Here is a 19,045-nt window from a genome sequence, read left to right as displayed (position 1 = left end):
TATAAGACTGATGCCAGGAAAAGCCGGGCAAGCACCACGGCGATCGGTTCAGATCAATGCCGTTTGCTCTTATTTGCTGCAATAATGGTTTTTGCCATCAAGTTCAGGATTGGCGTTAATCCCCTGAAAACCGAATTTGCGTACTTCCTGGCAAAACCTGTCAATTTTGCTGGCCCCGGTTAAATATTCGATGGCAAAAACCGGTTTGTGTTGCGCAACATAGGGTGTGAAATAATGCCCGTGGTCATACGTAACCGGGCTTTCGGTTATGGCAAAATCCAGCAGCCCCGCCAGGTCCTTTACCATGTCGGGGGCGTTTTTCTGGCCGATTGTCAAACCCCGCTTATGTGCTTCATTGGCCATCCAGCGGACAAAACGCAACGCATCGTCACGGGAAATATTAAACCCCGTATCGGTCAGATAACCGTCGATATTATCGGGGTCAACACCCCTGAAACCCTTTTCCCGGCATAAATCCAGCCGTTCCGTGATAATCGGGGCCAGTTTGGCAATCTGGCGTATATCAAGCCATTTTTCGCCCGGCCATCCTTCATAATCCTTGCCCAGCACCGATTTGGGATACAACGCCGCATCGGCGCGCCAATCCTCGAACGAACCGGCGCTCATATAACAAATCGGATAAATGCCATCCTTGCGCCATTGGGCAACCTGTGCTGCATCCACATCAAACAGGTCTGCGTCCACCACCCGCGTTCCGGCGGGCACCGTAACATCCCCCTGCAATTGCAAAAAAAACCGGGCATCGGGCACGGCTACCGGCTTTGTCGCCGCCGGTGTCGACGCTGCAACCGGCCATAACACGCCCTGTGCAGTGTCCGCGGGATGTAATCCTTGGTTTTTAACGGCCACATTGGCCCCCTGGAAAACGGATTGCGCATGAACAGGGCTGGCACCAACAACAGTGCTTTGCGCAACAATCATTGCACCAGCCAGTAAAAACAGCATGGTTATCGCCTGGCGCAAAGCACGGGCTGGCCGGGGGTATCGCCCCATATGCCGTATCAGGAAATGCTTACCGGTGCGCTTTGCAACCATGCCAACAACCACCTTCGCCACACATTGTATATCCGTCACGCATCCGCCAGCAGCCTTGCAACTGCATCCGAAAGAACGCGCACATCAATTGGTTTGGGTAAATAAAAATCAAACCCGGCCTTGTTGATATCGTCAAGGTTCTGGCTTTGATCGGCAATGCTCAGGGCGATTGCCGGGATGGTTCTGCCGCTTGCGCGAATTTCACGAATAAAATCCGCCCCGGTCTGCGTTCCTTCCAAAAAGAAGTCGGCAATGATCAGGTTAAATGCCCCGCGTTGCCACGTGGCAAGGGCTTCGTCATAACTTGACGTGATGGTCACCTGATACCCAGCCTTGCGCAAAATTGCCTGCAACAAAGTCCGGGTTATGGGTTCATCTTCCAGCACCAGAATTTTGATATTGTCGCTCATCCACCAACCATCCACACAATGCCTGCCCTGGTCCCCGGGGAACAGAACATTGCATTGCAAAATCTTTTCACGACTTTAAAGATGGTCGTTTCAGGTGAAAAAACCAACATGCTTTGTGCGGTTCGAGGCAGAAATATCTAATCCTGATATTTTGCAACCATATTCCGGCGCGCATTTTTTGCCTGATACAGCGCCTGATCGGCATGTTCGACCAACAGCTCGTAATGTTCATCAACAGGAATTTTGGTGGCAACCCCGGCGCTCATGGTGACAACCCCGTAAGGACTTTCACCATGCGGCAATTTCATATCTTTTAGTTCGGCCAGCAGGTTTTCGGCCACCGAACTGGCCCAGGTCAGGGGCGCACCGGGTAACAACAACACAAATTCTTCGCCGCCATACCGCGCAATCAAATCATTGCCACGCTTTGCCGCCGTTGCCAGCAATTTGGCAACGGTTTTCAAATGCTGGTCCCCCATGCGATGGCCTTGGGAATCGTTTAGTTTTTTGAAAAAATCGATGTCAAAAAACACCAGCGAGACCGGACTTTGCAGGCGCCGGGCCGTTTGCCATTCGCGTTTAAGGGCCGTTTCAAATTCCAGCCGGTTGGCAACACCTGTCAAACCATCCACTTGCGACTGGCGACGCAACCTGTCTGTCGCCAGTTTCAACGACAAATGTGTTCGCACCCGTGCCTGCACAATTTCAACACGCACCGGTTTTTTTATAAAATCCACCGCCCCCGCGTTCAGGGCGCGGGTTTCATCATCCACATCGGTACGCCCGGTAATAAAAATAACCCGGGGTTCCGATGCCATATGTTTTCCCTGCAATTTGCGGCACACTTCAAAGCCATCCTGATCGGGCAGGGTCGCATCCAGCAAAACAACATCAAATTCATGTTGCTCAATCATTTTAAGGGCTTCGGTGCCGGTTTTGGCAAACATCAGCACATCATAATAATTCAGGGCCGACGCCAGAATACGAATAATGATCGGATCATCATCAACAATCAGGATCCGGCCGCTTTCAGGGTTGTTCATGTTCAAACTCTATCGGGCCGCATCACGCATCAGGGCGGCCGCCTCATCAAAGTCCAGTTCTTCGATATGAAGACGGATTTTATCATATATCTCGGGGGTAAAAATTTGCAGCAAATCGTCTTTGTGGCTTTCCACCAAACGTAATGCCATCAAATTATTACTTTCAACCGCCTGTTTCAGTTTTTGAAACGCATCATTTAGTTTATCTGCCTCAGGCTCCGTTTGCATGGGTCCCGGCTTTTCTTCCGGCTTTGCCCCCAATTGAACCAATGCCAATTGCAATTCATTTAAAAACCCGGGAAACAGCTTGGCAATTTCATCCCGGTTTTGCTGTTCGGCCAACGCTTCAAGGGTGCCGCTAGCTGCTGCCAGCTGATTGGCACCAACAGCCCCTGCCGCCCCTTTAAGACTATGGGCTTTCAAATTCAGGGCCGCAAAATCCCCGGCCTGATAGCTGGCGATAAAATCGTCTGCGACATTGGCATACAGGTTCACAAATTGCCGTGCCAATGCATGAAACAGGTTTTCATTCCCGCCCAGCATTTCAATAGCCTGATCGCGATCAATAACAGATTGTTTGCCTGCGCCCGTGTCAATTTCAGGAACCGGGCTATCTAAAACAGGTGCCGTTTCTGGCCCGGGAATGGCCGTTTCGGTGTTGTCATCCACGGCTTTCCTGGCATCGGATAGGGCATTTACATCCTTTTGTGCATCCTGATGATATTCGGCCAAATCCCGAATACGGCGAATCATGTTTTCGGCCTTGAACGGTTTGCTGATAAATCCGTTCATCCCTGCGGCAAAACATTTTTCCCGATCAGATTCAAAAACACCCGCCGTCAGGGCCACAATTGGCACCCGATAATTACCCAGTGTCTGACGAATTTCGCGGGTTGCTTCCAGCCCGTCCATATTGGGCATCTGCAAGTCCATCAACACCAGATCATAATCATCACCATGATCGCGCAAAACATCGACGGCTTCCTTGCCGTCGCCCGCCAGGGTTACCGTTGCACCCTCTATTTCCAGAATATGCTTGGCGACTTCCTGATTGATGAAATTGTCGTCCACCACCAAAAGGTTCAACCCTTGCAGGGCGTTTGTGCCCCCCTCCTGGCGTGTGTTTTCCTCAACAACATCAAACTGAACGTGGGGGTGGCCTTTGCGCCGGGCGCGTGTCTTGGCGGTCACCACGGCATTAAACAGGGCTGATTCCGTCACCGGTTTCAAAATAATGCCGTCAACACTGCTGATCGAGGAATGACGCAGAAGTTTGTCTTTTTCACCGGCGGTCACCATCACAATAATCGGCATGGCACTTTCAGGCAGGCGGGCGCGAATTTCCTCGCTGGCATTAACACCATCCAGACCGGGCATTTTCCAGTCCATCAACACCAGGTCAAAATACCGGCCTTCGTGTTGTTTTTCCTCCATCACGGCAATGGCTTCCTCGCCAGACCGCACAACCTGCGTATCCCACCCAAGATTCTGCGTGGTTTTCGCCAGAACCTCGCGGGCCAGCGAATTGTCATCCACCACCAGAACCCGCAATTTTTCCTGGGTTTCGTTAAGCGCGATATCCTGCTTTTTGGGTAACTGGAACGGCAAGACAAAGCGGAAGGTACTGCCCTCGCCGCGTTTGCTTTGCACCGAAATTTCACCATCCATCAATTCTGTCAGACGATAACAAATCGAAAGCCCAAGTCCCGTACCACCATATTTACGGCTGGTGGATGTGTCGGCCTGCTGGAACGGGGTAAAAAGGTTGGCAACCTGTTCTTCATCCATGCCAATGCCTGAATCCCGAACTTCAAATTCCAGTTCGATCCGGTCGCGGTCCTTGCGCAGCAATTCAACCGAAATCAGCACTTCACCACGGTTGGTAAACTTGATCGCATTCCCTGAAAGGTTGATCAGGATTTGCTGCAATCGGAAAGGGTCGCCAATAATATGGCGTGGCACACTTTCGCCAACTGCAATAAGCACCTCGATATCCTTGCCAGCCGAATTGACAGACATGATGGTCGATAACGAATTCATGATTTCCTGCACCGAGAAAATCGTCTGTTCAAGCTTGACCTTGCCTGCCTCGATTTTTGAATAGGTCAGAATATCGTCAATGATCCCCAGCAAAAACTTGCCGGAATCCGAAATTTTGCGCACATATTCGCGCTGATCGGCGGTCAGACTGGTGTAACCCAGCAAATGCAAAAGGCCGATAATCGCGTTCATCGGCGTTCTGATTTCGTGGCTCATATTGGCAAGGAAATTGGTTTTAACCTGGGCCAGTTCCTCAACCTTGTCTGCTTCTTCGCGAATTTTTTTGTTCAGCAATGAAAGCTGATCAAAATTGCGCTGTTGCAACACATCGTAATAGGCAAAAACACCACAGCCTATAACGACCAGCACAAACAGCCCAATCGATGCAATAAGGGATGCCAGTTCAAAAAGCCGCCAGCCCTTCATTGCCTGTGCCAATGGCCGTGTCAGAACAACTCGAACCTTGCCCCCCAACACAGAACGGGCCGACACCAGCAACTGGTTGCCACGCTCATCTGTACGCAGTTCATAGGCTGTCGCACCCGAGGCAGAACTTTTGGCACCCGGCCCGGCAAATCGCGCCTTGTTACCAACGGCTCTGCCATCAAATGGAATGGTGCCAATCAGTTCGCTGCGGTCATTCATCAAAACCAGGGAATCGTCAGGCAACATCACCCGCTGCAAGGGTTCCAATATGGTTTCGGGGTCAATCACCGCGCCAATAACGCCGTTAACCGTCCCGTTGGCATCGTGCACCGGTGCCGACACCAAAACCTGCCAGGTACCGTCAATCCGGCTTTGATAAGGACCGTCAAAATACCACGGGTCCGTGCCACCATTCATGAAATAGGCAATGCTGGCATTATCCCTGACATTGACCTTGGGGGGCTTAATGCTACGGGATGACAAAATAATATTGCCATCCTTGTCGGCAACACCCAAAACACGGATCAGTTCCAGGCTTTCGGCTGCCTGTCGCAGCAAAATATAACCTTCACGCGGCGAAAACTGCTCGTTGCTCAGTTTATCAGCCAGGCCAATCAGAACCGTTCCCGATAACCGGGTGCGTTGTTCAAACTGGTCCGAATAGCTTTTTAGCATGGCGTTAAGGTCGGAAAAGGCCGATTCCACAGCACGGGCATCCAGAATAACCCGTACATAAAAATTAAACCCGACCAGGATAGAGGCAACCAGAACCAGCAAGCCCCCCATCACCAGCCGCTTGTTCATTGCCAAGGTTGCTTTTGCGATGCTACCGTCAACTGATTCTGGTGCAGTATTGTTCACCGTCACGCAACAAACCCTATGGTTTAAAATTTAAATGCAGGCTTGCCTGTTCGGTCCAGGCCCATATGGGAAAGTAAAGTGAACCCGGACAAAGTTCCAACGCTTTGTCTGAAAAACCGCCTTGAAATGCTGAACTTCCATAAAAATATAAGCCGTGGCCTTACCTAAAATATATTTATATTTCACAACGAGTACCAAAAATGGCGAAATATCTTATTACCGGCGGCGCAGGATTTATCGGATCCCACCTGGCAGACAGATTACTTGCCAATGGTGACTATGTGCGTGTACTGGACAATCTATCGACGGGGCATCGCCATAATCTGGCTGGCGAAGCCGAATTAATCATCGGCGATATCTGTGATTCCGATGCGGTCAGGGATGCAATTGAGGGATGCGACGGTGTTTTCCACCTTGCCGCTGTGGCCTCGGTACAAAAAAGCATTGAATGCTGGGGCGAAACGCATGGCGTAAATTCGCTTGGCGCCGTTAATGTCTTTGAAGCCGCCCGCAATGCCGGGAAAATCCCGGTTGTTTTTGCATCTTCGGCGGCAATTTATGGCAACAACACCACCATTCCGGTTTCTGAAACTGAAATTCCCCAACCGATTTCATTTTACGGCGCCGACAAACTGGCAAACGAAATCCATGCCGGGCTGGCAGCCACCGCCTATGACATGCGGTTTGCCGGAATGCGATTTTTTAATGTTTATGGCCCCCGGCAGGACCCGTCTTCGCCCTATAGCGGTGTGATTTCAATTTTCGTCAATCATGTACTGACCGATCGGCAATTACAAATTTTTGGCACCGGGGAACAAACGCGCGATTTTGTCTTTGTCTCTGACGTTGCGGCTTCGTTGCATCAGGCCATGAACACCCTGCACAACACCCAACAAGGCTGTTTCCTTCGCGCCAATGTTTGCCGTGGAAAAGAAGTTTCAATTCTTGACCTGGCCCGCGAAATTACCCAACTGGCCGGAAGAACCGGCGATCCGGTTTTTCGCGATGCCCGACAGGGCGACATTATGCGATCCAAAGGGGATCCAACCCGCCTGAACGCCGATATCGGCCATGTCGCCGATGTTTCATTACAAGACGGGCTTCGTGCCCTGCTTGACTGGGAACAAAACCAGCGCCTTGCCAACAGTTAACGCCGGTTGCCCCATGACATTTGCGGCATCTGCCCCGCCGCCATACATTCTGGCGCAGGGCAAATGACATGATTGCGGATCTGGCAGGGTTTGGCAAAGTCGGCGCCTCATTTGGTTCCACACACAATTCCCCCGAACAAGGCTGTTTGTTAATGGCACAACCAACTTCCAGTTTTGCAGAAAAGAAGCCTTCCCTGCCGCCTGTAACCGGGCTTGTTTTGGCGGGCGGGGCCGGAACGCGCATGGGCGGGGACAAACCTTTTCGCAAATTGCGGGGCCAACACCTGATCGAACATGCCCTTGCCAATGCCCGGCGGGAATGTCGAAGCATCCTGATTGCCAGCAACGAAAACCCGGCAAATTATGCGGCCTATCGTTGCATGGTCATTAACGATGTACCTGCACCGGGTATGGGGCCGATGGCAGGAATTTTGGCCGGGCTTAATCATCTGGAAAATGACAGCGACTGGCTGGCTGTTTTTGCCGTTGACTGCCCGTTTTTGCCCGCCAACCTGGTAAGCAGGCTTTATCAGGCAACCGCAACCTCATCAATGGAGCACGAGGGCCCTGGCAGTGCCGGCACGGCCAATGTGTTTCGCAATAACACCATGAACGTTAAAGGCAATAGTGCGTGCGAAAATTCCGGTGTTTTAGCAGCCTACGCCTGTTATGCCGGGCGCGAGCATTTTCTTGCCTCGCTTTGGCACCGGGCAATGGCACCGGTTATTGCATCGCTGCTTGACCACGACCAGCGCCGTGTGCGCATGGCACTGCAACACGCCAATGCCTGCAAGGTTGATTTTGCCCCACCCGATGAAGCACATGCCGACCTGTTATTTGCCAATATCAATACACAGGAAGACATCACACATTTTGAAACCCGCCAGAGTTAACCCGAATATTTAGGGAAATAGCGGTTTATTGGGCCGGCAAAAGACTGTTATCGCGGCACCATTGATAGATGGCAGCTTCGTTTGCATCCAGTTCAACGGCAGTTCCCCCGGCGAACTCGTCGAATGCCGGGCGGTTCATTGGGTTAACGCCAAGCAATACCGGCACATCGCGCGACAATATCTCGGCGATCAGGTCACGAAAACCACGGCCAAAGGCCTCGTGTTTGCCAAATTTATTAATGATCAGCAAATCAATGTCGGGGTTTTGATCAAGAAATGCCTGCACACTGGCAACCGCCTGTTCAAGCGCACTGACATCCAGCCGACAGCCCCGGGATCCATTGCCAAGTTTCTGCGAAATATCAAACTGCGGCCCTTGGGGCAAAACCTGCACCAGCATATCGCAATGGCGCGCGCCTTCACGTTCGGCATTAATCTGGACAACACCGGCCAGCTTCGCGCCCTCGGCCATCAAACGGACGGCAAGTTCCTCCAGCAAACGGTCAACCTGCCCGCGTTCCTGCACCGGGATAAAAGCAAACTTCATTTTTGTTCCGATATTGCGCCCGGCACTAAAGCGGCATGGGCCTGTATGATACGAAACAAATTTGCATACCCGCTTATCCTGTGTCCAGCCCCGACAAGCAGCATAACAACAAATAACATCACATTTGTTTTATATAATTATCCCCTTAATCGTCGGCAGGCAGATGTTTGTCACGCGCCCCTAAAAATTCGCTAAGCCACCCTAGCCCGTCAATATGATGGGAAAACACCTTGACGATAATTAACATCGGCACGGCAATAAAAATACCGACAGCACCCCATAGCCACCCCCAAAAGGCAATCGCCAGAAACACCGCCACCGAATTTATTTGCAAACGACGCCCCACCAGCGACGGCGTAATTAACTGCCCCTCAATCGCGGTGCAGGCCAGATAAATAGCTGGCGGCACCATGGCAGCCCCCAGTGTCGGCAATGATACCAGCGCCACAATCGCGACAATGGCAATACCAACCAACGCACCAAGATAAGGCACAAAATTAAGCAGTGCCGCAGCCAGCCCCCATAATACCGGGTTCGGCATCGGGGTTAGGGAAAGACCAATGGCAACACAAATACCCAAACATACATTGATGACAAAAACCGTCAGCAAATAGCGCGATATTTCGCGTTCAATGTCTTTGGCAATGCGCAACCCCCGCCGTTTATCCTTGAAGGTTGGCAAGGATTTGATCAGCTTTTCATAAAACATGTCGCCCGATGCCAGCATCAGCAACAAAAGAACAACGGCAAGGGCGATCCCGCCAAAAATTTCCGGCGCGCCTTGTGCTGCCTGGCTTAGCAAATTGGGTTCGCGCACCACCACTTCCTGCACACCGGCCTTGGCGTCGCGTTCGGTGGCTTTTTCAACCTTGCGCTGGGCTTCCTGGATATTTTCGATCGTGCCCGCCATTTCGGCCAGCTTCAATTGCATTTCCTGTTCAATGCGCGGGGCATCTTCAATCCAGTGGGCAATCGGGTCGCTTAACCAGTAACCACCTGCTGCGATACTGGCCACCATTGAAAATACCAGAACAAAGGCCGTAATCGGTTCGGGGATCCCCCGGCGATACAACCAGCGCACCACCGGCGACAATATCAAGGCGAACAAAAACGCCAAAACCACGGGCAATAACAGGCTTTGGGCAAAATACAGAACGCCGCAAACCGACATCAAAAAAATGCCGATAATCGAAATAATCACCATGCGATGCGCACTAAGGGTCGTGGTTGGCAGGTTGGGGTTAGTCGCACTGGTTGCCTGTTTGGGCGAAGGCTCGTCATCCGCCTGCGAAATCGTTTTCTTGTTCATTATCGCCCGCCCAAGATTTGTTCTGGTTTTTATCTGCACACAGAACAAAAGCTGACATGTACTTGTTCCGCCCTGATTGCACATCTGATGCAGGCTATCGCCCAAATCAGGCAAATTTAACGCCAGTCATATTTTGCGCGAAACAAAACACATCCTTCCGGGCGCCAAACACAATTGGTCACCGTTAAAAAAGCAGAACCAAACAACAACACCCCGGCGCAAACCGGGGTGTTGAAAAACCATAATCACGGCCAGAATTTTACGGGCTGATCACCCCATATGCTGCCCACCATTGATGGACAGGCACGACCCGGTGATAAAGCCCGAATTGGGACCGGACAAATACAGCACAGCCTGGGCAATTTCATCGGCCTCACCCAAACGTCCGACAGGAATTTTGGCAATAATGCTTTCCAGAACCTTTTCAGGAACGGCCGCAACCATGTCGGTATTAATATAACCTGGCGCAATCGTATTTACCGTAACGCCCTTGCGCGCCACCTCCTGTGCCAGCGCCTTGGTAAAGCCATGCACCCCGGCCTTTGCCGCCGAATAGTTGGTTTGGCCCATCTGGCCTGCCTGACCATTGATCGACGAAATATTGATCACGCGGCCATATCCGCGGGACCGCATACCTTCCAGCACCGGCTGGGTCATGTAAAACAGCGAACCAAGGTTGGTTTCAATGACGTCCTGCCAGCCTGCAACGGACATTTTGTGCATAAAACCATCCCGGGTAATACCGGCATTGTTAACCAGCACATCAACCGGTCCCAGTTCAGACTCAACCTGTTTAATGCCCTGGGCACAGGCATCGGGGTCGGCCACACTCCATTTAAAGGTGGCAATTCCGGTTTCTTCGCTAAATTTCCGGGCGGCTTCGTCATTTCCGGCATAGTTCGCAGCGACTTTAAAACCCGCATTTTTCAAGGCCAGGCTAATTGCTTTGCCAATACCGCGCGTACCACCGGTAACCAGTGCAATTTGGGTCATTGCAGACCTCCCTAGAAACAGTTTTTAACAACAGCCCTGATTAGCCAGAACCGCATCTTCACTTGCCCTTCACGCCAGACCAAGGATGACGACAGGGTAAACGCAAAGCCATCCGGGCGCCATGATCCATATCAGAAGTTGAATAATATTAAACCAAAGCGCCCTGTGGCACAGCACCCGACATCGCCAGAAACACACCGCCTGGCGATATCAGGGCCGATCAAAGACTAGCGTTCAACGCACAGGGCAATGCCCATGCCGCCGCCAATGCACAAGGTTGCCAGGCCTTTTTTGGCATCGCGTTTTTGCATTTCATGCAGCAAGGTCACAAAAACGCGTGCGCCCGATGCACCAATCGGATGGCCCATGGCAATGGCACCACCATTGACATTCACCTTTTCCGTATCCCAGCCCATATCGCGATTAACCGCAATGGCCTGGGCGGCAAAGGCTTCGTTGGCTTCGATCAGGTCAAGGTCATCCACGCTCCAGCCTGCCTTTTCCAGTGCCTTGCGCGATGCCGGAATTGGCCCGCTTCCCATGATCGACGGATCAACACCGGCAGTAGCCCAGCTTTTGATTTTGGCAAGCGGGGTTAAACCGCGGCGGCTGGCTTCTTCAGCCGACATCAGAACAAGGGCCGCTGCCCCATCATTAATGCCCGATGCATTACCTGCCGTTACGGTGCCGTCTTTGGAAAAAGCAGGGCGCAATTTCGCCATGCCTTCAACCGATGCGCCATGACGCGGGTATTCGTCGGTATCAAAAATGGTCTCGCCCTTGCGATGCTGAATGGCAACCGGGGCAATTTCGTCATTAAACCGGCCCGATTTCTGTGCGGCTTCGGCCTTGTTTTGGGATGCCACAGCAAAGGCGTCCTGTTCTTCGCGGCTGATATCCCATTTCGTCGCAATATTTTCAGCGGTATTCCCCATGTGATAACCGTTAAAGGCGCACCACAGGCCATCCTTGATCATGGTGTCGATAAATTTCACATCGCCCATTTTATGGCCATCACGCAAATGTGCCACATGGCCCGACAGGCTCATGTTTTCCTGCCCGCCAGCAACAACGATGGTCGCATCCCCGGCCATAATCTGCTGGGCGGCCAGTGCCACCGTGCGCAGGCCCGACCCGCAAACCTGGTTGATCAGAAATGCCGTCGCACCCTCGGAAACACCGGCACCCAGCGCTGCCTGACGGGCCGGGTTCTGGCCTTCGCCTGCGGTCAGAACCTGACCTAAAATAACTTCGTCCACCGCATCGGCTTCAACACCGGCGCGCTCCAGGGCCGCCTTGATCGCGATGGTTCCCAGCGCATGGGCCGGTGTGCCAGACAGCGTGCCATTAAACGCACCGATTGGTGTCCGTGCGGCACCAACAATTACGACCTCGGTCATGAAACCCTCCGAAACTTTTGTTTTGCGTTTACTCCCGGCCCGTTCGCTCAATCGACCGAACCAGATTTGATCTTATCGCGCTGCAACGAAAAGCCAAGCATTGATCGATGACTCTTTCGTACAGGTTGCAACGCTTTTGCACTGTTTTTCAACACAGGCAGCCTCAATGACGTAAGCACCAAATGCTCAAAGCGCCACACCTGGATCGTCCTTTACCGTTTGAACAGAAATATAGGTCCGAAACCATTCGACATTCGGATCAGAATTAAACAACTCGTCGGTCAGGGCCAGGTATTCGTCCATATCGCGCATATGCAATGTCAGCACACAAGACACCTCACCGGTTACCATAAAACACTGTCGCACCGCCGAGAGCTTGCGCACCTTGTCAATAAAATCCTGCCGGTGGCGCGTACCGTGCAAGGCAAATTCCAGCGTAATCACCGCCGTTAACGGCCGCCCGACAAGGGCAGGGTCCAGCACCGCGACCGTGCGCGCAATAACACCCTCGCGACGCAGCTTTGTTACCCGGCGCAAACAGGCCGATGGCGATAGCCCCACCATATCGGCCAGTCGATTGGTGGCAATATCGGCATCCATCTGCAATTGCCGCAAAATACGGGTATCGATCTGGTCCAGCTCCACCACCCCTCACTTTCACCATCACGATGACAGATACACAATTAATCAGCGCAACATTACGTAAATACGCTTTAATAGCGCGCGCATTCGCCCAAAAACGCCGACCAGCATTGCCGTTTCCCGGTAAAGTGGCAACCGAAACAATCATTCAGTGTCGTTTAGGCATCCCGAATGGGCATCCAATCGACATTTAAAAATCACATTAACTGGCAAGGTCGGTTTATGCAGCCCTATCTGGTTTCGCTATTTGTGCGCAGTCGTCGTCTTTTCATCACCCTGGCCAAGGTGATGTTGCCCATCATGCTGCTCGTGCGCATTGCCGACCAGATTGGTGTGGTCGATATGGCATCAACGGTTTTAACGCCGGTCATGTCGCTGATCGGAATGCCCCCCGAAGCCGGTCTGATCTGGGCCAGTTGCCTGTTAATCAATATTTACGGGGCAGTTGCGGTGATTGCCGGACTGGCGCTGCATCTTGACATGACAGCGGCCCAGCTTAGTGCGCTGTGCGCCATGATGCTGTTTGCCCACGGCATTCCGGTCGAACAGGCGATTGTTAAAAAAGCCGGGGCAAGTTTCTGGGCGACTGCGGCCTTGCGCATTTTTACAGCCCTTTTTTATGCTGCCTTCATCACGTGGATCAGCCGCCACACCGGGTATCTTTCCGAACCTGTTGATTTGTCATGGATGGCGGGGCAGGCCGCGCACACCGTTGCGCAAACCGGTTGGGCTGGCTGGCTGACCTGGGCGCAAAACACGCTTTATTCCCTGATCGCCAGCTTTGCCATTATTACCGGTTTGCTGGTGTTGCTTGATGTCTTGCAAAAAACCGGCATTACCGACCATTTTACCAAAGCCCTACTGCCTGTTTTGCGGGTTTCGGGCCTGTCCCGCGACGCGGCCCCGGTTACGACTATTGGCATTTTGCTGGGCCTAACCTATGGCGGGGCATTGATTATTGACGAGGCCAAATCAAAAAACTTCGCCCCGCGCACCCTGTTTCTGTCGCTGTCGTGGCTGTCCCTGTCCCATTCCCTGATCGAGGATACCGTCATCATGCTTGCCCTTGGTGCCGACATCTGGGTGGTGCTGGCTGGCCGGGTGATACTGACCCTGATCATTATGATGCTGCTGGCATGGCTGACCCGGCGCTGGCAAACAGTCCCGGCACCTCCGGCCAGACCACAAACACAAGGCGGGCAATAACCACCATCGGATAAAAGCCGGATCAGCCCTTAGCCGCCCCGGGGGCCGCCTGATTTTAATGTTGCACGGCCTCCTCTTTTGGGGCGGATTAAATTAAACCAATCAGCTCAACCCTGCCCTGTCATTTCCAGCCAGTCCAGGGCTGGCTGCCAGGTAGAGCTTTGCGCCCGTGACCCGACCATCATGCCAATATGCCCGGCTGATGGCCGATGTGCCGTGCGAAGGGACGGGGCAAGCCCGTCGAATAATGCAAGAGCACTTTCGGGGGGAACAATCCGGTCATTTTCGGGGATCACAACCAGGGTTGGGCAGGCAATGCCGGCCGGGTCAATTTTAACACCGTCAATTGCCCACTGGCCGCACGCCGGACGGTTTTCAACATACCAGCCAATCAGGCAATCAATTGCCACTGTCCGGGTCAGGGGAACCCCGTCATTTAACCAGTCTTCCAGTGCAACAAAATCTTCGGCACGACTGGATGACGGGTCCATCGCAGCAAACCGGCGAAATTTTTCACCAATCATAAACGGGTCGAGACTGGAAAACAGGGTTTGCAGCACATCGACCGGCAATTCATCATGAACCGACAACATATGCGGCAAGGTCGGTGCAAAGGCCGCAGCAATACGTGCCTGTGTCGGGCCTGCCGCCATAAAATCCCACGGGGTTGCCAGCAAAATCAACCGCGATACCAGGGCTGGTTCCAAAAGGCACGCCGCCATCGCCAAAACCCCGCCCATGCAATATCCGACCACAGGCAAAGGGCCACCGGTTTGTTCGGCCATATCCTGCAACGCCATCACCAGCCGCCCGGCAATAAAATCATCCAGACCAAAATCACGTTCTGCCGGTCCCGGATATCCCCAATCCAGCAACAGCGGACGATAGCCCTGATGGGCTAAAAACCTTGCAAAACTGCGTTTTTTATTCAAATCAAGAATATATCCCCGGTTCACCAGCGATGGCACCAGCAAAACAGCCCCTTTATCAGCGCGGGGTTGCCCCTGACCCTGCTTTGTCCCCTCCCCGTCTGGTGCAGTAATCGTCCCGTAATCAAGGATACGTGTCGCCCCTTCCTGCCAAATCACAGGTACATCATCCGCCCCGCGTTGATAAGGGTGGGCCTGGTAGCGGCGAATACCATCATGCAGGGCCGAATGTTGGGCAAAGGCCGCGCGGTCAATCGCCTGGCCCATCACATCATTGCTGTGGTGGGCCATCTCCTGACGCAGGCTCTCGGCTGCCATCATCAAGTCCGGCTTCCAGGGCATTAATTGTTTCCGAAAGAGCGGCAAGGCGGCGCGCGAGCTCAGCCAGCTCGTCATCTCGACTGCCAGATGCATCGCCAGTGGCCGTGGCCCGGCCCGACGCGGATTGTCCGGTTGCCGGTTTTGGTTGTCCTTGCCCATTTTCTTCCCCGTCCTGTGTCACATTTGCCGTTTTCCCGACTGTCTGTGACGTCGCAGTTTCTGTTTTTCCGGTCGTGTTGTACTGTGTTGCATCATCTGGTGCCCTGCCACCATCCGGCCCGGTAGGTGGATGCAATGTCTCGTTCTGCGGCTTTGCCCCCGGCGTGCTACCGGGGGCCCTGGCCATGCCCGGATTAAAGGGTGCTGTAAAATTTCTCATCGCTGTAACCGGGTCAAACAGGGCTGTTAGGCCCGCCATATCCGGCGGTGCCGCCTGCCAAATATTTGCCCCGGATGATCCGCCGGGCGGGGCCATACCGCCCCCCTGTGCCGTATTTGGCCCAGTGCCTTTCATCCCCCCGGCGGCATTAGCCGCCCCGGCAGAAAAAGGATTTTGGACCGGGGGCTGGCCGGTGGCCAATTGTCCAATCAGACGCCCCCATGCTTCAAATCCGTCGGCCAATCGGGATGTATCGGCCCCCAACCCGGCATATAAACGCCCAATCGCACTGGCCGCATCGCTGCCACCGGCTGTGGCGGCAACCTGCGCCCGCCAAAGCTCTAAAAACCGAATGGCAAGAACATCCGGGTCGGCAACATCATCGGAATCTGACTGCCGCCCGCGACCATCGGCCCCAATACCATTCGCACCATCGCCATCTGATCCGGTGTTATCTGGCGTAACATCCGTTTCCGTCTGGTGACTGTTTTGCGCTGCTCCGGCAACTGACGGGTTGCTTGAAACCTCGGCTTTGGCTTTTCGGGCTTTTGTTGCTTTTGCCGCCCTGGCAGCCTTGCCACCCTTCTTTTGGGGCGCAGCTTTTTTACCACGCCGGGACGAACTCGCATTTTTTCCTGTCTGTTCCGTCATGGTTGTATCCGTGCCCCCAAATTTGTACGGCTGGCATTCATCATCATACCCACCCTTACTATAGGCTGAACCCGATTTTGGTAAAACCAAATCCCTTATTGCGCGGCAACAATGTAAAAACACATACTATTTCGCGCCGCACGCGGCGTTGAATGCTGGACACATTTGCAATTAAGCGGCACTCTTGTCGCTGGCATTAGCAATTGCAGCAGGCCATAATGCTGCGCCACAAGGAATATTTGTGCGCACGCACATAACCACACGACAAAAAGTTGGTTTACAAACCGCACGTCGGGGAAGCAGGGAACAACGCCATGACCAGCAAAAACACCAATGATCCGGATCGCGTCGTTATCAAGAAATACGCCAATCGGCGCCTGTATAACACCGCAACCAGTTCCTATGTCACGCTTGACCACCTTTCACAGATGGTCAAGGAAAACACCGATTTTGTCGTTTACGATGCCAAAACCGGCGATGACATTACCCGCCCCGTCCTGACCCAGATTATTGTCGAGGAAGAAAACAAAGGCCAGAACCTGCTGCCCATCAGCTTCCTGCGTCAGTTGATCGGTTTTTATGGCGATAGCCTGCAGGGGCTTATTCCCAGTTACCTCGAACAATCGATGCGGTCTTTTGCCCATAATCAGGAACAAATGCGCGATTATATGCAGGGCACCATGCATGGCATGTTTCCGTTCGGCCAGTTCGAAGAAATGAACAAACAAAACATGGCCCTGTTTGAACAGACGATGAAAATGTTTTCACCGTTTCTGGCCAAGGAACAGGAACGCGCCCAGAATAACGGCACCGCGCCCAGCAACACCCCCCGGCCCACACCGGCCCCAGCCGCAAGGGATGCCTCGCTTGACGATCTGAAATCCCAGCTAGAGGCCATGCAGGCGCAGCTTAACAATCTGGTTGAAAACAAAACCAAAAAATAACCCTGCCTGCGGCTTTGGCCGCGCGGTGGCAATTGCCGCACCCTCGTGTCGTTGATCCATTTGGCTAAATAACGATCACGCGGCATGTTGCCGGGTTATCGGCCAGCATCGAACAGACAATCCAGATCAACGGGGCCACTGTGCCCCGTTTTTTTATTGTCGTCATTTTACAACCACGGCGATTGGTTTCGGCATCATTCCTGCATCGATTTTTGATCGTTGGCCGAATTGCCCCAAAGCGGCGATTCGACCGGCAAATTTTACCGTGTGTGATTAAAAAAGGCCTTCGAAAACCCGACAAACCGGAGAATTTTACCCGCGTCGCACCGCAATATCGCGAAAGACTCCGTCTGCAATACCGCCGACAGGCAGCAACCCAACCCAAAGGCTTCAAAAAATTGTGATCTGAACCCGCAGGATATACTGGCTAAATGACCGTTCTTGCCCCACTAGCAACTGCCATTCGCCCCCCGGTAACCAGCAATACCGGCGCAAGCAGTACGCGTGGGATACGGGTTGAATATGCTGCACCGCCACATGCAAATCTGGCGATAAATCAGGGCGGAGGCCCTTGGTTAGACTACCATTTTCCGGGGGGCAGCACGGCTTTTCTGGCACAACTTCTGGGGCAATTACTACCCGCCGAAAACCCTGTGCAACCTGCGATCATTCAAAAGATGCATGTCAGCTATGCAGCATTTTTCACACCCTATGGGTCAGAAGCCTCTGTCTTTTTTTCGCCCTGCGCACTAGACAAAGACCGACCAATTGACCTATATACCTAGCTTCCTTCGGTTCGTTGAGAACGATATCTGACTCCCAGTCAGATGCCAGCCACATCTTATCCCTCTATAAATCACGACCAACAGATATGGCTGGACGGTGCATTTACGACGCCAAACGACGACCGGGGTGGGAACCCTTATAACTGGCGGTTGATAACGGATAACAATGCAATGAATGCAATTTCCCCCAACGAAGAACCCAAACGTGCCAATCGTGCAACCGACACAGATCGCTATGTCGGCCAGCGCATTCGCGAACGCCGTATCATGCTGGGCTTTAGCCAGCAGCAGATGGCAGACCTGATTGGTGTTACCTACCAGCAGGCTCATAAATACGAACGCGGCATTAACCGCATTTCTGCTGGTCGTCTTTATGAAATCTCCCAGGTTCTTGGTGTTCCTGTCAGCTACTTCTACGAAGGGCTGAACGGCAACCAGGAAACCGAGCTTAATGCGCGTCAGCGCATGTGCCTTGAACTGGCGCGTAACTTTGCCAGCATCAAACATGAAAAACATCAGGAAGCGTTAAGCCAAATGGCCCGCGCCCTTGCCGACCAGGCGGCCTGATCTTTTCGTCAAAGTGCTACCTTAAAAAAGGCTGCCCCCACGGCAGCCTTTTTTGATGCTCAGTTAACCGATAACCTTGCCAGCAGCCCAAGACAAGGCAACACCTCAAAGGCCTCTCCTCACCCTTACAGCGCCCTTCTACCGTCTTTACGCAACAATGAAAAAAACAGCCCGATTGCCGTTAACCCAAACGATTTCCCGACAATGGCCGAACAGATTTGGCAAAGAAAAAGCATCACGGCATAATGACCATGATGCTCTGGTGACAAATCCCGTTATATTGGCAATCTTCCTGAACGTGTATCAGATATCAACCTCGTGGTTGTAGACAAAATCGGCAGGAATGTCCGGTCCCCGCAGATAAAGTGAATCCTCTGGCGGGTAATCCCCCCTTGCCAGTCATGGTTTACCGAAATGTAGTCGGTATCGGCTGAATACTCGCTGTAACTGCCGCAGGGATCGCGACATAGTGAAAATAGTTTGATCCCAGGA

At 52.9% G+C, this 19,045-nt stretch carries 16 protein-coding genes; 5 read left to right on the top strand and 11 right to left on the bottom strand.

Translation table 11 applies throughout. From position 1 onward, the window contains the following. Positions 1-69: 69 nt before the first annotated feature. From THS27_RS19590 to THS27_RS19575, 4 genes are all read right to left on the bottom strand, one after another. The gene (locus THS27_RS19590) at positions 70-1,077 is read right to left on the bottom strand and encodes an endo alpha-1,4 polygalactosaminidase (protein ID WP_139835671.1); all 1,008 of its coding nucleotides are present in this window, start codon (positions 1,075-1,077) and stop codon (positions 70-72) included. A gap of 14 nt (positions 1,078-1,091) precedes the next feature. Continuing rightward, positions 1,092-1,466 carry a response regulator gene (locus THS27_RS19585; RefSeq protein WP_085593753.1) on the bottom strand — a complete coding sequence of 125 codons (375 nt, stop codon included), beginning with the start codon at positions 1,464-1,466 and terminating at the stop codon, positions 1,092-1,094. Between the two features lie 137 nt (positions 1,467-1,603). Next, positions 1,604-2,509, bottom strand: a complete 906-nt coding sequence (locus THS27_RS19580) for a diguanylate cyclase (RefSeq protein ID WP_085593752.1) — start codon at positions 2,507-2,509, stop codon at positions 1,604-1,606. Between the two features lie 9 nt (positions 2,510-2,518). Next, the gene (locus THS27_RS19575; protein WP_085593751.1) at positions 2,519-5,779 is read right to left on the bottom strand and encodes a response regulator; all 3,261 of its coding nucleotides are present in this window, start codon (positions 5,777-5,779) and stop codon (positions 2,519-2,521) included. Between the two features lie 257 nt (positions 5,780-6,036). Between THS27_RS19575 and THS27_RS19570 the strand changes: the two genes are divergently transcribed. Both THS27_RS19570 and THS27_RS19565 read left to right on the top strand, forming a co-directional pair. Further along, positions 6,037-6,987 (top strand): NAD-dependent epimerase/dehydratase family protein, encoded by a 951-nt coding sequence (locus THS27_RS19570; protein ID WP_085593750.1) that lies wholly within the window; start codon positions 6,037-6,039, stop codon positions 6,985-6,987. A 152-nt stretch (positions 6,988-7,139) separates the two neighbouring features. Further along, positions 7,140-7,880, top strand: a complete 741-nt coding sequence (locus tag THS27_RS19565) for a molybdenum cofactor guanylyltransferase (protein WP_168184951.1) — start codon at positions 7,140-7,142, stop codon at positions 7,878-7,880. 25 nt (positions 7,881-7,905) lie between these two features. Here THS27_RS19565 and THS27_RS19560 read toward each other — a convergent pair whose 3' ends face one another. From THS27_RS19560 to THS27_RS19540, 5 genes are all read right to left on the bottom strand, one after another. Further along, a complete protein-coding gene (locus THS27_RS19560) occupies positions 7,906-8,427 on the bottom strand; it encodes a DUF2478 domain-containing protein (RefSeq protein ID WP_085593748.1) in 522 nt (173 codons plus the stop codon). A 145-nt stretch (positions 8,428-8,572) separates the two neighbouring features. Then, positions 8,573-9,736 carry an AI-2E family transporter gene (locus tag THS27_RS19555; protein ID WP_085593774.1) on the bottom strand — a complete coding sequence of 388 codons (1,164 nt, stop codon included), beginning with the start codon at positions 9,734-9,736 and terminating at the stop codon, positions 8,573-8,575. Between the two features lie 270 nt (positions 9,737-10,006). After that, complete coding sequence (gene phbB, locus THS27_RS19550; RefSeq protein ID WP_085593747.1) at positions 10,007-10,729, bottom strand: acetoacetyl-CoA reductase; 723 nt, start codon at positions 10,727-10,729, stop codon at positions 10,007-10,009. A gap of 227 nt (positions 10,730-10,956) precedes the next feature. After that, positions 10,957-12,129, bottom strand: a complete 1,173-nt coding sequence (locus tag THS27_RS19545; protein WP_085593746.1) for an acetyl-CoA C-acetyltransferase — start codon at positions 12,127-12,129, stop codon at positions 10,957-10,959. A gap of 186 nt (positions 12,130-12,315) precedes the next feature. Beyond that, positions 12,316-12,777: an Lrp/AsnC family transcriptional regulator gene (locus THS27_RS19540; protein ID WP_210402951.1), complete on the bottom strand. Its 462-nt coding sequence runs from the start codon at positions 12,775-12,777 to the stop codon at positions 12,316-12,318. A 165-nt stretch (positions 12,778-12,942) separates the two neighbouring features. Between THS27_RS19540 and THS27_RS19535 the strand changes: the two genes are divergently transcribed. Continuing rightward, positions 12,943-13,977, top strand: coding sequence for a nucleoside recognition domain-containing protein (locus THS27_RS19535; protein WP_246833039.1), 1,035 nt, complete (start codon positions 12,943-12,945; stop codon positions 13,975-13,977). Between the two features lie 107 nt (positions 13,978-14,084). Here the strand turns inward: THS27_RS19535 and THS27_RS19530 are convergent, their stop codons facing one another. Next, positions 14,085-15,248 carry an alpha/beta fold hydrolase gene (locus THS27_RS19530; RefSeq protein WP_246833038.1) on the bottom strand — a complete coding sequence of 388 codons (1,164 nt, stop codon included), beginning with the start codon at positions 15,246-15,248 and terminating at the stop codon, positions 14,085-14,087. Continuing rightward, positions 15,178-16,257: a hypothetical protein gene (locus tag THS27_RS27475; RefSeq protein ID WP_246833037.1), complete on the bottom strand. Its 1,080-nt coding sequence runs from the start codon at positions 16,255-16,257 to the stop codon at positions 15,178-15,180. The genes THS27_RS19530 and THS27_RS27475 overlap by 71 nt, the downstream gene beginning before the upstream one ends. A 314-nt stretch (positions 16,258-16,571) precedes the next feature. On the opposite strand from THS27_RS27475, the gene phaR reads away from it, so the two are divergent. Both phaR and THS27_RS19510 read left to right on the top strand, forming a co-directional pair. Further along, entirely contained in the window at positions 16,572-17,201 is a 630-nt protein-coding gene (gene phaR / locus THS27_RS19525) for a polyhydroxyalkanoate synthesis repressor PhaR (protein WP_085593743.1), read from the top strand. Positions 17,202-18,157: 956 nt separating this feature from the next. Next, a complete protein-coding gene (locus THS27_RS19510; protein WP_085593740.1) occupies positions 18,158-18,553 on the top strand; it encodes a helix-turn-helix domain-containing protein in 396 nt (131 codons plus the stop codon). The last annotated feature ends 492 nt before the right edge of the window (positions 18,554-19,045 follow it).

This window comes from Thalassospira sp. MCCC 1A01428 (assembly GCF_002115825.1).
Lineage (GTDB): Bacteria > Pseudomonadota > Alphaproteobacteria > Rhodospirillales > Thalassospiraceae > Thalassospira.
The sequence above is the reverse complement of the archived record's forward strand: the minus strand, read 5'-3'. Positions and strand labels throughout refer to the sequence as shown.